The sequence below is a fragment of the Bradyrhizobium sp. USDA 4503 genome (assembly GCF_054055815.1).
In genome coordinates, this window is the sequence record NZ_JBSRXS010000001.1 from 1,861,050 (window position 1) to 1,874,329 (window position 13,280).

Annotated in this window: 13 protein-coding genes; 7 read left to right on the plus strand and 6 right to left on the minus strand. The window is 64.2% G+C overall.

The features are described from left to right. Positions 1 to 8 precede the first annotated feature (8 nt). Positions 9 to 1,208, plus strand: a complete 1,200-nt coding sequence (locus tag ACVMIH_RS09120) for an FAD-dependent oxidoreductase (RefSeq protein WP_310881935.1) — start codon at positions 9 to 11, stop codon at positions 1,206 to 1,208. Positions 1,209 to 1,387: 179 nt separating this feature from the next. Here ACVMIH_RS09120 and ACVMIH_RS09125 read toward each other — a convergent pair whose 3' ends face one another. From ACVMIH_RS09125 to ACVMIH_RS09135, 3 genes are all read right to left on the minus strand, one after another. After that, positions 1,388 to 2,563 (minus strand): saccharopine dehydrogenase family protein, encoded by a 1,176-nt coding sequence (locus ACVMIH_RS09125; protein WP_057020671.1) that lies wholly within the window; start codon positions 2,561 to 2,563, stop codon positions 1,388 to 1,390. 65 nt (positions 2,564 to 2,628) lie between these two features. After that, positions 2,629 to 3,411: a DUF169 domain-containing protein gene (locus ACVMIH_RS09130; protein ID WP_456861470.1), complete on the minus strand. Its 783-nt coding sequence runs from the start codon at positions 3,409 to 3,411 to the stop codon at positions 2,629 to 2,631. Between the two features lie 178 nt (positions 3,412 to 3,589). Further along, complete coding sequence (locus ACVMIH_RS09135) at positions 3,590 to 4,384, minus strand: YdcF family protein (RefSeq protein ID WP_456861471.1); 795 nt, start codon at positions 4,382 to 4,384, stop codon at positions 3,590 to 3,592. Positions 4,385 to 4,450: 66 nt separating this feature from the next. On the opposite strand from ACVMIH_RS09135, the gene ACVMIH_RS09140 reads away from it, so the two are divergent. The 4 genes from ACVMIH_RS09140 (at position 4,451) to ACVMIH_RS09155 (ending at position 8,364) form a co-directional block, all read left to right on the plus strand. Next, positions 4,451 to 5,392: an acetamidase/formamidase family protein gene (locus tag ACVMIH_RS09140; RefSeq protein ID WP_456861472.1), complete on the plus strand. Its 942-nt coding sequence runs from the start codon at positions 4,451 to 4,453 to the stop codon at positions 5,390 to 5,392. Between the two features lie 195 nt (positions 5,393 to 5,587). Further along, positions 5,588 to 7,414: an AMP-binding protein gene (locus ACVMIH_RS09145; RefSeq protein WP_168855930.1), complete on the plus strand. Its 1,827-nt coding sequence runs from the start codon at positions 5,588 to 5,590 to the stop codon at positions 7,412 to 7,414. Between the two features lie 174 nt (positions 7,415 to 7,588). Beyond that, positions 7,589 to 7,789, plus strand: a complete 201-nt coding sequence (locus ACVMIH_RS09150; RefSeq protein ID WP_016844973.1) for a hypothetical protein — start codon at positions 7,589 to 7,591, stop codon at positions 7,787 to 7,789. A gap of 107 nt (positions 7,790 to 7,896) precedes the next feature. Next, positions 7,897 to 8,364, plus strand: coding sequence for a GcrA family cell cycle regulator (locus tag ACVMIH_RS09155; RefSeq protein WP_456866411.1), 468 nt, complete (start codon positions 7,897 to 7,899; stop codon positions 8,362 to 8,364). 42 nt (positions 8,365 to 8,406) lie between these two features. On the opposite strand, the gene ACVMIH_RS09160 is transcribed toward ACVMIH_RS09155, so the two are convergent. Then, positions 8,407 to 9,369 carry an SDR family oxidoreductase gene (locus ACVMIH_RS09160; RefSeq protein WP_456785073.1) on the minus strand — a complete coding sequence of 321 codons (963 nt, stop codon included), beginning with the start codon at positions 9,367 to 9,369 and terminating at the stop codon, positions 8,407 to 8,409. A gap of 228 nt (positions 9,370 to 9,597) precedes the next feature. On the opposite strand from ACVMIH_RS09160, the gene ACVMIH_RS09165 reads away from it, so the two are divergent. Next, a complete protein-coding gene (locus ACVMIH_RS09165; protein WP_456785074.1) occupies positions 9,598 to 9,735 on the plus strand; it encodes a hypothetical protein in 138 nt (45 codons plus the stop codon). Between the two features lie 180 nt (positions 9,736 to 9,915). Here the strand turns inward: ACVMIH_RS09165 and ACVMIH_RS09170 are convergent, their stop codons facing one another. Then, positions 9,916 to 10,212, minus strand: coding sequence for a hypothetical protein (locus tag ACVMIH_RS09170; protein ID WP_141341069.1), 297 nt, complete (start codon positions 10,210 to 10,212; stop codon positions 9,916 to 9,918). Between the two features lie 290 nt (positions 10,213 to 10,502). Further along, a complete protein-coding gene (locus tag ACVMIH_RS09175; protein WP_057020678.1) occupies positions 10,503 to 12,035 on the minus strand; it encodes a porin in 1,533 nt (510 codons plus the stop codon). A 454-nt stretch (positions 12,036 to 12,489) separates the two neighbouring features. Here ACVMIH_RS09175 and ACVMIH_RS09180 point away from each other — a divergent pair, with 454 nt between their 5' ends. After that, the gene (locus tag ACVMIH_RS09180; protein ID WP_168855931.1) at positions 12,490 to 13,002 is read left to right on the plus strand and encodes a MarR family winged helix-turn-helix transcriptional regulator; all 513 of its coding nucleotides are present in this window, start codon (positions 12,490 to 12,492) and stop codon (positions 13,000 to 13,002) included. Positions 13,003 to 13,280: the final 278 nt, after the last annotated feature.

Genomic DNA, 13,280 nt, shown 5'->3' on the forward strand with positions numbered 1-13,280 from the left:
AGCAAGGCATGACCTCACGTCCCCGTAAAGCTCTGATCATCGGCGCCGGCATCGCAGGTCCTGTCACCGCGATGTTCCTGACCCGCGCCGGCATCGAGACCGAGCTCTATGAAGCCTGGCCCTACTCCACCGGGGTCGGCGGCGGGCTTCAGATCGCGCCGAACGGCATGCATGTGCTGGCCGAGCTCGGCCTCGCCGACGAACTGATCCGCAACGGCTCGATCGCGGAGTCCTTCGACTTCTATTCGCAGGGCGGCAAGAAGCTCGGCTCGCTCAACCAGAACATGCAGCAGCGCTTCGGCCAGCCCGCGGTGAACATGTGCCGCGCGACGTTGAACGAGACGCTGATCGACAAGGCCTGGGCCTCCAACGTCTCGGTGTTCTTCGAGAAGAAACTTGTGAAGATCGAAGACCGCGGCGACCAGCCCGTGATCGCCTATTTCAACGACGGCACCACCGCCGAGGGCGATTTCGTGATCGGTGCCGACGGCGTGCACTCTGCGGTGCGGCGCCACGTGATCCCCGACGGCCCAACGCCGTTCGACACCGGGCTGATCGGCTTCGGCGGATTCGTGCCCCGCGCGGTGATCGAGAAGCTGCCGATCGGCCAGAGGGTGGCGACCACGTTCGGGCAGAGCGGCTTCTTCGGCTATGGGATGTGCAGCCCCGATCCGGACACGGGCGCGATGTGGTGGAGCACGCAGCCGTCGCACGGCATGACCGCGGCGGCCTACCGCCTGCGGAGCCAGGACGCAATCAGGCAGCATCTGCGCGATTTCCACGCCGGCTGGCACGCGCCGATCCCCGAGATCATCGAAGCCGCCCAGAATATCGTGGTGACCGACACGCTCGACGTCGCGACGCTGCCGACTTGGTCGCGCAAGCGCACGCTGTTGATCGGCGACGCCGCGCACGCGACGAGCCCGCATGCCGGCCAGGGCGCATCGCTGGCGCTGGAAGACGCGCTGCGGCTCGGCATCCTGATGCGCGACGGCCAGGAGCTCGGCATGACGTTCCAGGCTTTCGAGCACGAGCGGCGCCCGCGCGCCGAGAAGATCGTGGCGATCGCCCGCCGCAACGGCAACAGCAAGCGCGAGTTCAGCCCGACCGGCGCCTGGCTCCGCGATCACATGTTGAAGCTGCTGCTGCCGGTGTCGTCCAAGGGCATGGACTTCATGTACGCTTATAATCCGCGCGCGGCGGCGTAGCGCCTCTCCCTCTCCCCGTCCTTCACGGGGTCGAGACGAGCGAAGCTCGCTCTTAGAGGGTTGGGGTGAGGGGCTCTCTCCACGAGCAATGCGATCGGACGGACCTGTACCCCCTCACCCGGATCGCATCTGACGATGCGATCCGACCTCTCCCCGCAAGCGGGGCGAGGTAAGCGAAGCTACTTCTCGACCTCGAAGGTCAGCCCGGCGTGATCGATCAGGCGCTTGATCAGCTTGTGCTGCATCGCCGCTCCCGGCGTCCAGAAGCCGGCGGCGACGTCGGGTGTATCGCGCAGCAGGCAGATCGCGCATTCCGAGATCATCTTCGAGGTCGAGCCGTAGCCGGGATCGCGATCGCCCTTGATGCCGGCGCGGACCATGCGGCCGTCAGGCGCGACCGCGAGATAAAGCAGATCGTAGCGGCCGTTCTCGCGCTCCTCCTTTGACGGCCCCTCGCCCGGCTTCGGCGCGCTTGGGCCGGTCTTCTCGGAATTCAACGCCATCACCTTCTTGGCGTTGGCCTCGCCCTTCTCGCCCGGGCCGGTCAGGACCATCTCGTCGTAGACGAAGTCCCGTCCGTAGGGAAAGCCCATCAGCATGTTGGAGCGGTGCACGTTGCGCGTGTTGATCAGCGCCATCATGAACGGCGCGGTCCAGGAGTGCAAATCCTCCTCATAGGCCGGCTTGCTGCCGCGCGGCTGCTTCGGACCCTCGAAGCCCGGCGTCAGCGCGAACGGGTTGTTGAGGATCGCAACCAGGCTGAGGTCCTTGGCGACCGCATCGAAGGTCGCCTTGGCGCTCGCCGCGGTGCCGCCGGACAGCGTGCCGCGCATGTCGCGCACGCGGCCCTTGATGCGCGGCGCCGGCGCGCCGAATACGCGCCTCGCTTCCTCCTGCACGAAGAACGCGCCCAGTTCGAACGGCACCGAGTCGAAACCGCAGGAGAACACGATGCGCGCACCGCTGGCCTTCGCGGCGGCTTCGTATTTGTCGATCATCTGCCGCATCCAGATCGGCTCGCCGCAGAGATCGAAATAGTCGGTGCCGCTTTCCACGCAGGCCGCGATCAGCTCGTTGCCATAGAGCTGATACGGTCCGACCGTCGAGATGACAGACCTGGTTTGCGCTAGCATCGCCTTCAGCGAGGCGGCATCGCCGGCATCGGCGACGATCAGCGGCGTGTCGGCGGGCGCGCCGATCGCGTCGCGTACCGAGGCGAGCTTGTCCTTGCTGCGCCCGGCCATCGCCCATGTCAGGCTACTGTTGCGATAATGCGCCGCGAGATATTCGGCGACAAGCTGGCCGGTGAAGCCGGTCGCACCATAGACGACGATGTCGAGTTTCGACGAGGACATGCATCAGGCTCCCTGCGCAGCGAATGGGCGCCCTTTTGTCATCGCGGGCGCGGCAACGCAATGCGCTATTTCTTGTACGAGACGCCCATGCCGGCGCGCACGTCGGCCTGGATGCCATAGGGCGCGATCGGGTAGCGCAAACCGTTCTTGGCGAGCTGCTTCATGCCGGCGATCGCCTTCACCAGATAGGCCGGCGGCAGCGCCATCAGCATCTCCTCGTCGGGCACGCCGCCATAGCGGCGCTCGGCGAAGCATGGCAGCGACAGGCTCGGCTCGCCCGTCTTCAGCGCCCGCCCCCACGAATCCGCGCAGGCGGTTTCGCCGACCACGCCCCACTCGAACTTCTTGTAGCCGGTATACTGAAGCCCGTTGATCAGGATGATCATCTGTCCCGGCGTCGCATAGACGAGGCAGATGTCGGGCGGGTTGAGCCGTCCGCTGGTCAGCGGGCTCACCGCCATCGCCTGGTACCGGCCGTAAGGCACCACGTCGAGCGCCTCCTGGCGCTTGCGCGCGTCTTCGGCGGTGCCATGCCAGACGCCGACATAGTTCTCGCCGGCAAGCCACTTCTCGTCCTGCGGTGCGAGCCCGATCACGGCGCGGCATTGCGCGCCGACCAGATCGTCGCCGGTAATGCCGACGGTCCAGCCGAGCCGCGAGGCCATGCTGACGATCTGGTCCATGGTGTGGACCGCCGATGGACGGCGGATCTTCGGGATCGCCTCCATCTCCTCGACCCGCGCGAACATCTTGATGCCGATGACCGTGGTCTTCAGCCGCAGCAGGTTGTTCAGGTCGGCGACGATTGCGCCGAGGTCGAACTGTTCCGGCGGTGTCTGCTGTTGCATGGCGAAAACTCCCGTGATCGGCGGCTTGGCGCCGCCTGTTGATTTGATGTTAGAGCATTTTCAAGCGAAGTGGGTACCGGTTCGCGTGAAGAAAATGCGTCAAACAAGAATCCAGAGCCCCGTTCCGATTCAATCGGAGCGGGGCTCTGGCCGGATTGGTCGGTGAAGGCGACAAGCCTCAGCGCGCGGCCGGCCCCGGCAGCAAATCATCGGTTTTGCCGGCCAGATGATAGGCCAGAAGCCCGACCCACTCCCGCGTGCCGAGATCGGTGCGTGACAGGCCCTCGATCGCAAGCGTCGCGAAGCTGAAGACATTGCCGACGCGCCAGTCGACCGGATAGGCCTCGACATTGAATCCCGCCTTGCGGAACAGCCCGACCGAGCGCGGCATGTGGTAGGCCGAGGTGACGAGCAGCCAACGCTCGCCCGGCTTGGGATCGACCAGCGCCCTGGAGAATTCGGCGTTCTCCACCGTGTTGCGCGAGCGGCGCTCGATGATCAATCGCGACCTGGCAATGCCGAGCCCCTCGAACATCTCGGCGGCATAGTCGGCTTCGCGCGCATCGTTCGAGATCAGGTTCGCGCTGCCGCCGGTGAACACAAGGCGCGCGTTCGGATATCTGCGCGCGAGCGCCGCCGCCGCGATGACGCGATCGGCCGCGCTGCGCACCACCGGCGTGCCATGCGCAACCGACAGATCGGCATCGATCGAGCCGCCGAGCACGATGATGCCGTCCGGCGCGCCGCGCGAGGCATCCCATGGCGGGAAGCGCTGCTCCAATGTGGAGATCAGGACATTGCCGAGCGGCGAGAAGCCGCAGATCGCGAGCAGCAGCAGCGCGGCCACCATCAACCTGCGGCCGAGGCGCGCAAACCGCGTCAACAGCAGCACGGCGCCGATCACGCCGATACCGATCAGGAAGTTGATCGGCAACAGCATGATGCCGAGCGTCTTGGAGAGCACAAAAAACAAGAGAAGCCCCTGCGAAGTTCTGCTACAGCGTCATACGCTGCTGGGAAACCAATCAAAAGCCGTCACATGACCCATCACCGTCTGAAGTCGAGCCCTGAAACCTGCCATTGGGGCTTCTTTGAAGCCAAGCTGAAACCGGTTCTGACCGTTGCGAGCGGCGACGAGATCACGATCGAGACCGTCAGCGGCGGCCCGGACGTGGTGCCCGACCGCGGCAAATTCTTCGTTCCGCCGGAGCTCGACGAGATCCATGCGAAGTGCGAGCGGATGGTACCCGGACACATTCTGACCGGCCCGATCGCGGTTGCCGGCGCCGAACCCGGCGACGTGCTCGAGGTCGATATTCTCGACGTTCAGCTGCGACAGGACTGGGGTTACAATCTGATCAAGCCATTGTCCGGCACCCTGCCCGACGATTTCCACGAGACACGCGTCCTCAACATCCCGCTCGATCGCGGACGCATGGTCGGCCGCATGCCCTGGGGGCTCGATCTGCCGCTCAAGCCGTTCTTCGGCGTGATGGGCGTGTCGCCGCCGCCGGCCTGGGGCCGGATCTCCTCGCTGATCCCGCGCGCGATGGGCGGCAATCTCGACAACAAGGAGCTCGGCGCCGGCGCCAAGCTCTATCTGCCGGTGTTCGTTCCGGGCGCGCTGTTCTCCTGCGGCGACGGTCATGGCGTGCAGGGGGACGGCGAGGTCTGCGTCACCGCGATCGAGACCGCGCTGACCGGCCGCTTCCGCCTCACATTGCGCAAGGATATCAAGCTCGCCTATCCGCGCGCAGAGACCGCGGATCATTACATGACCATGGCGATGGATCCCGATCTCGACCAGTGCGTGGTGCGGGCGCTGCGCGACATGATCGTGCTGCTCGGCGAGAAGCGCAATCTGTCGCGCGAGGACGCCTACACGCTGTGCAGCCTGGCCGCCGACCTGCGCGTGACGCAGACGGTCAACGGCTCCAAGGGCATCCACTGCATGATCGCCAAATCGGTGGTCCACGGGTAACCACGCACGTCATTCCGGAGCGATGCGCAGCATCGAATCCGGAATCTCGAGACTCCCCGGTGCGCAATTCGCGCACCTGAGGTTCGGCTCGGCGAGCCGCCCCGGAATGACTGAGTGCTATGGCCGCACTTGTGTTCCGCGAGCACGGCTCGATACAATCCCCGTCCCAACGAACAAGAATGGACGGGGACGGATATGCTGAAGGACAGGCTTTCGCCGGCCGACGAGGCTGCGCGCGACAGGGAAATGCAGGAGACGCTCGCGGCATGCCCGCGCATCCTCGACCTCATTGCCCGCGGCCCGCAGGGCGCTCCGGACGCTGAAGCCGCGATCTATCTGCGCTCGCCGCTCGATCCCAACCCGGTCGTGATCTCGAACGATCACTTGATGGGCTGCATCAAGGCCGCTGAAACCTATTTCCGTAAGCACGGCATCGGCAAGGACGACGCGGTGGCTGTCCTGCTCCCGGCGTGCCCCGCGACCGTCGTCGCGATCTTCGGCGCAGCCGCCTGCGGCGTCGCCGAGCCGCTCAATTTGCTGTTCACGCGCGAAGCGATCGTCGCCCAGCTCAATGCGATCCACGCGAAGCTGTTGCTGGCGCCGCCGCCGGGCATGCCAGGCGGGCTCTATGAGAGGGTCGAGGGCCTGCAGCGCGAGGTACCTTCCCTGAAGCACATTGTGATCGTGCCGCTCGACGGCAGCATCGCCTTCGACGGTGAGGTGCTGCGGCCTGATCCCGCCTGGCGCGACGACTACGGCAAGTCCAAGGACATGAGCGAGGCCGACCGCGTCGCCGTGATGCTCCCGACCGGCGGCACTACCGGCCATCCCAAGGTGGCGCGGCTCACCAACCGCGCGATGGTCGCCTCCACCGTATCCTCGCGGATGGCGCTCGATTTCCATCGCGGCGAGCGCGCGATGATCACGATGCCGCTGTTCCATGTCGGCGGCCTTTTCTGCACCACGGCCAATTCCCTGGCGGCCGGCACGACGATGGTCATCCCCGGTCCCGCCGGCGCGCGCGATCCGGCGCTGGTCCGGCACTTCTGGCAGATCATCGAGCAGTACCGCATCAACATCGCCGGCAACGTGCCGACGATACTTGGCGCCCTCGCCGATATCCCGGTCGCGGACAGCGACATCTCGACCCTGCGCGTCACCGCCACCGGCGCCTCGATCTGCCCGCCGGAGATCGAGCGGCGTTATCTTGCGACCTGGGGCGGCCCCTGCATCCAGCAGCTCTACGGCATGACCGAGCTCGCCGGTGCCATCACTCACGATGTGCACGGTGTGAAGCCGCGCGCCGAGAGCGTCGGCACCCGCAATCCGCTGGTCGAACTCGCGATCCTCGACGGCGGCAAGCTCCACACGGGACCGTGGCCTTCGCCGGTCGGCGAACTGCTGACCAGGGGCCCGCAGGTGTTCGCCGGCTATGTCGACAAGAAGCAGACCGAGGAGGCGTTCCGCGACGGTTGGCTGCGCACCGGCGACATCTGCCGGATCGATGCCGACGGCTTCGTCTACATCATGGGCCGCGCCAAGGACGTCATCATCCGCGGCGGCCACAACATCGATCCGCGCGCGATCGAGGACGCCGCGCTGGCGTTTCCGGGCGTGGCGCTTGCCGCGGCCGTCGGACGTCCCGACACCTACGCCGGCGAAGTGCCGATGCTGTTCGTCTCGGCGCAGCCCGGCACCCATATCGATCCGAACGCGCTCGCCGCCTTCGTGCAGGACAACATCCTGGAGCCGCCGGCGCGCCCGCGCGTGGTGTCGGTGATTCCGGAGATGCCGGTGACTCCGGTCGGCAAGATCTTCAAGCCGAAGCTGCGCGAGATCGCCGCCGGCGAGGCCGCGCGCGAGCTGCTGGCGCTGGAAGGATTGTCCGGCGAGGTCACTGTCGACGCGATCACCGACCCGTCGCGCGGACTGTACCTGAGGGTGAGCGCGCCTCCGGACAAGGCCGAGAAGGCTGAGCGGCTTCTCAAGAAGTTCCCGGTCAAGGTCGAGTTACGGCCCTAACACCTTCATCTACCTCAATAATTCGATGACACCCGCGCGCTGGAACTCGCTTCCAGCGCGCTTGGGCGCGGCTGGCTGTTTCTTGCCGCCCACGGCTTGACGAACCGCCTCATTCCTAAATAGACTCTAAATAGATACTTTTCAGTACAGGCGTTCGGGGTTAAGCGTTTCACCATGGCTACGGAAAAGGCCGAAACCGACCGCGTCCCGGTCACGCTGGCGCTCTCGACCATCGGATACCTCGAGAAGCTGGTGAGACAGGGCACCCACGGCACGAGCGTCCCGGGCGTCGCACGGACATTGATCGAGGAAGGCATTCGGCTCGCCATCAAGGACGGGTTGCTTGCAATCCGCGACAACGGCCGCACGCCCTGAGAGCATGATCCGGAAAAGTGGAAACCGGTTTTCCGAAAAGATCATGCTCAAGAACTAAGGGCGCGTGTGCCGGCGCGGCGGTTCAACACAGAACGTGGAACCGTCAGATGATTGCCATCCAAGAGACCTGGACGCCGGAGCGCGTCGACCAACTCAAGATCTACTTTGAAGCCGGCCTCTCCTGCCGCGACATCGCCGTCAATATCGGCGTCAGCCGCAATGCGGTGATCGGCAAGCTGTCGCGGCTGAACCTCACACGCACGACGCCGGACGAACGTCGGGCGCGGCGCAAGAAATCCGCCGCCCACGCCGCGCAACGGGCGACCGCGAAACAGCAGCTCCGGTTGCTCCAGGCGGTCTACGAACGAGAGGCCAACGACGCACCGATCGTCAGCGCCAACAGCTGCTCGCTGTTCGAACTGAGCGAGCAGCGCTGCCGCTGGCCGATCAGCACCCCAGGCGCCGATGATTTCTGCTTCTGCGGCAACACACCGGTCGGCGGCATGCCCTATTGCTCAGGGCATTACCGCCTCGCCTATCAAGCGGGATCGCGCCAACGCGCGATGCGCGGATAGCGCTTGAGTGAATCCGTCCCGCACGCGATGCGGGACGGCCGTTCAGCCGACCTTCCACCCGGTCGCTGCCACGAGGTCCTGATAAAACTCCGGCGAGTAGGCCTGTTCCGGCGCCTTGCGCACGCGCTCGTCGAGAAGATGCGCGTCGTCGCCGACCAGGATGCGCCAGCGTTCGGCCTTCACACCGTCGAGGATGACCTTGGCGGCGGCCGCCGCCGAGGTCGGCGCTTCATCGAGGAAGATGCGGGCACGGTCGAGCGCGAGCTGCTGGATGTCGGCGTCCGACATCTTGGCGACGTCGATCCCCTGCCCCTGCAGACGCTGACGGGCCTGCTTGAGCTCGTCGGCGTTGAGCTGGTCGGAGCCGTTCTGCACCTTGCGCGAGTTCGACACGATCGAGGTGCCGATGTGACCGGGCATCACGACCGAGCACTTCACATGCGGCGCGTTGAGCCGGAGATCATTGATCATCGCCTCGGTGAATCCCTTCACGGCAAATTTCGCCGCGCTGTAGGCGGTGTGGGACACGCCCATGCCGACCGAGGCCCAGAAGCCGTTGACGCTCGAGGTGTTGACGATGTGCGCCTCGTCGGCCTTCACCAACAGCGGCAGGAAGGTGCGGACGCCGAGATAGACGCCGCCCCAGCAGATGTTGAAGGTGCGCTCCCACTGCTCGCGCGTGTTGGAGAACAGGCTGCCGCCGCCACCGATTCCGGCGTTGTTGAACAGCAGGTGGATCTTGTCGGTCGCCTGCTGCTCGATCAGCTCGTCGCGGAAGCGCTTGTAGTGATCCTCGATCGAGACGTCGGCAACGTGCGTCGTGATGCGCAGGCCCTGCGGCAGCTTCTCGACCTCGCAGAGCCGCTTGGTCTCGGCCATCGCCTCGGCCGAGACGTCGCACATCGCGACATTGCAGCCCTCGGCAACGAGCTGCCGTGCCAGCTCGCGCCCCATGCCCGTGCCGCCACCGGTGATGACGGCAATCTTTCCGGCGAAATCCTTCATGTGAGATCCGTTCCTTCCCTTATTTTTCTTGCCCTGTTCTTCTTTGTTTCGGCCGGAGCGCGGATCGCAGCCCCAACCGCTTGGCTGCGGCACCTTACATCACCGAATTGTCGCCCAGCAACGGCGCCGCCTCACGCGCAAGTGAGCCGCCTGCAGCGGGTTGAGACGGTGGCCGCGTAACGAAATCATTCCGCGTTGCGAACAATCCGACATCGACAATCGGAGACCATGATCGTGCACATCCTGAACAGATTGGTCGCGACAACGCTGATGGCGATCGCGGCCGGAATTTCCACCGCGGCCGCAGCTGCCGAGGTAAAACCAGCGAAGCAGCGCGACAGCACCTGCACAGATGAACTACGTTGATCGCAATCGGCGCACAGCGCAGCGCGCGGCGTGGCAGCGTGCGATCGTCATGGGCGAAGCTCTGACAATGCTGCGATCACGTCGCTCGAATTCGAATGCTTGTTCACGAAGCGTGAGACTCACGCGATGATCGCGCGCATCCTGGCCGCAGGCCAAGCCGCGTCATGACGCGGCCCCGTGCTATTCGGCTGTCTCGATGCGCACGGACGCGCGCCGCCGCAGGACGCCGGCACCCGCGCTCAGGGCCAGCTTGAGCAGGCCGCGCCAGGAGAAATCGATGATTACCTCATGGTGCCGCAATCCCTTGCCGCCCTTCACCAGCCCGAGATCCCGGATCAGGCAATAGTGGCCGCTGCTCATGCGCGCCAGGCGGCTGTTCTTGAAGCGTCCCATCAATGGCGAGAATGCACTGCGGATCGATTCCGTCAAATCTTGACGGCATCGAATCGGCAAGGCGACGGCAACCCGCGCCACCATCGTCGCCGCCGGCTGGGCCTTGAATCAAAAACCTCCGGCAGGGCATTGCCGGAGGTTTGGGAGGCTTAGCAGCTAGCTAAGAGCCATCATTCAATGTGTTGGCCGTGGCGTATATAGTTTAGTAGATCAGGTAAGTAAATAAGTCTGCGGCGAATGAATCGCATGGCTCGTCTTCGTCGTTCGCGTGGACCGAATTGACGCAGCGCAGCTCTCCTTAGAATCTTTCGCAAAGAAAAACCCCGGCAGTTGCCTGCCGGGGTTCTGTTGGATCGTGATCAGATCAACCGGAATTACCAGTTGCGCTGAGCGCGGAAGAGCATCTGGACAGTGTCCTGATCCTTCAGCTCGTAGGTCGCGGTCGGCTTGCCGATAGCAGTCGACGACGTCGTGATGATACCGGCATACTTCTGATCGAGGTGCGAGTAGGTCACGTCGGCCGAGAAGGTCAGGTTCTTGACCGGGGTCCAACGGGTGATCACGCCGATCTGCGCGATGTTGTAGTCGGGGTTGCAGGCGGTCACGCCAGCGCCGCCAGCGAATGCGGCACGGAACGAACCACCGACGCCACCAACGCCGCAGATGAGCGACTTAGCCGCGTCGTTGTACGAAACAGCGGCGAACGCACCGTACAAGCTGGTGTTCCAGTAGGGATCCCAGTTGTGGGTGTACGCACCGCGCATACCCCAGGTCTTGATGGACTGCTGCTGACCGCCGGGGCCGAACACCGTGTCGGGTGCCGTACCGAAGCCAACGCTGCCATAGACGCCCGGCAGGCTCGAACCGCCGAAGATGGCGATCGCGCCGGCTTGGCTGGCCAGTTCCTGGATGTTGTAACGGGTCGCACCGTCGGTGTAGACGCCCTGGATGTTGATGGTGTCGCCGGGTCCGGTCGGGATGTTCTTGATCGACAGGGCCAACGCACCAGCCCAACCCCACTTGTCGTCGGGATGACCGGTCAACTCGGTGCCGCCGTAGTAGGCAGCGTGGTTGTCATGCGCGGCGACCGACGCCTGAAAGATACCCCAAGCCTGGTCGACCTTGAGCGAAGCGACGAAGTCCGGAGCGATCGTGCCGGCGTAGTCGCTGGAGCCGTAAGCACCACCGACGCCGAGGTTGTTCACGCCAGCCTGCATGTAGGCAACCTGGTCCTGCGCCGACAGAGCCAGCGACACGCCGTTGCCGAACTGCGCGGTGTAGGTGAACTGGTTGATGCCGTTGGTGGTGTTCACGCCACCGACGAGCGCGTCGTAGTTGTTGCCCGGATAACCGTTCCAGGGGGCAGCGAACTGCGAAACCGCCTTACCCATCGTGAAGCCGGCGAACTGGATGAAGGCGTAGTAGACGCCGACCGTACCGGCAGCCACGTTGCCCGAACCGGCGTTGTTCGGCGCAGAAGACGAGCCGATCGCCGAGTACACGGTCGAGCCGTTGCCCTGGCCGGCATAGGTGTCGGAGGTCCAGGTGAACACCGCATCGAAATAGGTGCGGACCACGCCGTATTCGGTCGCGGTGCGCGTATCGATGTTGAAGTCTTCACGCGAACGCCAGGTGTAGCCGTTCGTGAAACGGTTGTTGGCACCGCTGGCGCCGTTGTAGTTCGCGCCGTACACGCTGTTGCCGTTCACCACGACGTCAGCACGCACATAGCCGCCCAGCTTGATGCAGGTGTCGGTGCCGGGGATGTAGTAGAAGCCCGGACCGTAAAGCGAGCAAACCTTCACGTACTCGACCGCTTTGGCCTTGACGGGAAGATCGGCCGCCTGTGCCCCGCCGACCGCGACCAGCGCAGCCGTCGAGCCCAGGATAAGGCTCTTCAAATTCATATTAAACCTCCAAGTTGCTCATATGCGGAGAGTCCGAGGCCGCGAGCGCCCCGTGATCCTCCCGCATTGTCCAAGACCGTTTTCCCCAAACCCCGCACCCTCAGATCAATCTGTGGTGTGCGACGGACTTGAACGATCACCGCAACGGGACGATCGAGATTCCCCTACCGCCGGGTTCAATATGCATTGGCGAGTTCGCCAATCAAAATAGTTTATAAAGTCAGGAATGCGAATGCGGCCACACTGTGTCTCGCCGGCAACGCTGCCTGTAAGCCCTTTGCCTACCTGAGAAAACTTGTCACATCCCAAATAGTCCAACCGTCACACGACCATCATAATTACTTTACGTTCACTTGCGTTCGTTGGCGGCTTGCGGGAAAAAACCTACTGCAGCGCGGAAAACAAGAAACAAATCAGCACAAAGCTGAGTCGGCGCCCGAGGGAAGAGGAAGCTGTGTCAGTGACAAGGAAGGATTCGACGCGCCAGCGCGCCATCGAACATCTCGACATCATCAAGCGGTTCACGCTCGAGATTTCGGCCATCAACTCGCATCTGGAGCGCGTCCGTCAGTTCTGGGGCAAGTCGCTTGGCGTCAGCGGTCCGCAATGGATGATTCTCATCGCGATCTCGGATCTCGACAAGGATGACGGCGTGCCGATCAACGTGGTGTCGAAGCTGCTGCACGTCGATCCGTCGTTCGTGACCACGCAGTCCAAGCTGCTCGAGCAGAAGGAGCTGCTGCGGCGCGCGCCCTCCCCGGCCGATGCGCGCGTGGTGCGGCTGTCGCTGACCGACAAGACCAAAAGGCACCTCGCAGGCCTCGCCGAGCAGCACAAGGCGTTCAAGAAAACCGTGTTCGAGGAGTTCAGCGAGGCTGAGCTGGCCGAGTTCACGGCCAAGCTTTCGATGCTTACCAACCGCCTGGAAAAGGCCTGCCTGATTGTTGCGATGGAGGCCGAGGCCTGAGGCGACCGGCTCTGCAGCAGACGGGACGACTGGCAACCGGCACGATCGCGCCGCTCACCTCGCGAAGCGTTGGAAGCGGAGACTTATCGGTGTCCGCGCCCCGGCGACTGGAACGCCAGGAAGGCGAGAACGCTCAGCAGCGCAGCCCAGACCAGAAAGTGTTCAGCAATCATATGTTGGCCCCCCATTTGCCCCTCAATGGAAAGCATGAAACGGGCCAAGCCGCGGTCGATCCGTGAACGGGCTATGGAAAAGGAGCCCCGGCGCTGACGGCCGGG

Bases quoted from the DNA above. Each gene is read 5' to 3' on its own strand.
- ACVMIH_RS09120 (WP_310881935.1), top strand. From the start codon at position 9: ATGACCTCACGTCCCCGTAAAGCTCTGATCATCGGCGCCGGCATCGCA.
- ACVMIH_RS09125 (WP_057020671.1), bottom strand. From the start codon at position 2,563: ATGTCCTCGTCGAAACTCGACATCGTCGTCTATGGTGCGACCGGCTTC.
- ACVMIH_RS09130 (WP_456861470.1), bottom strand. From the start codon at position 3,411: ATGCAACAGCAGACACCGCCGGAACAGTTCGACCTCGGCGCAATCGTC.
- ACVMIH_RS09140 (WP_456861472.1), top strand. From the start codon at position 4,451: ATGACCCATCACCGTCTGAAGTCGAGCCCTGAAACCTGCCATTGGGGC.
- ACVMIH_RS09145 (WP_168855930.1), top strand. From the start codon at position 5,588: ATGCTGAAGGACAGGCTTTCGCCGGCCGACGAGGCTGCGCGCGACAGG.
- ACVMIH_RS09150 (WP_016844973.1), top strand. From the start codon at position 7,589: ATGGCTACGGAAAAGGCCGAAACCGACCGCGTCCCGGTCACGCTGGCG.
- ACVMIH_RS09155 (WP_456866411.1), top strand. From the start codon at position 7,897: ATGATTGCCATCCAAGAGACCTGGACGCCGGAGCGCGTCGACCAACTC.
- ACVMIH_RS09160 (WP_456785073.1), bottom strand. From the start codon at position 9,369: ATGAAGGATTTCGCCGGAAAGATTGCCGTCATCACCGGTGGCGGCACG.
- ACVMIH_RS09165 (WP_456785074.1), top strand. From the start codon at position 9,598: ATGATCGTGCACATCCTGAACAGATTGGTCGCGACAACGCTGATGGCG.
- ACVMIH_RS09170 (WP_141341069.1), bottom strand. From the start codon at position 10,212: ATGGTGGCGCGGGTTGCCGTCGCCTTGCCGATTCGATGCCGTCAAGAT.
- ACVMIH_RS09175 (WP_057020678.1), bottom strand. From the start codon at position 12,035: ATGAATTTGAAGAGCCTTATCCTGGGCTCGACGGCTGCGCTGGTCGCG.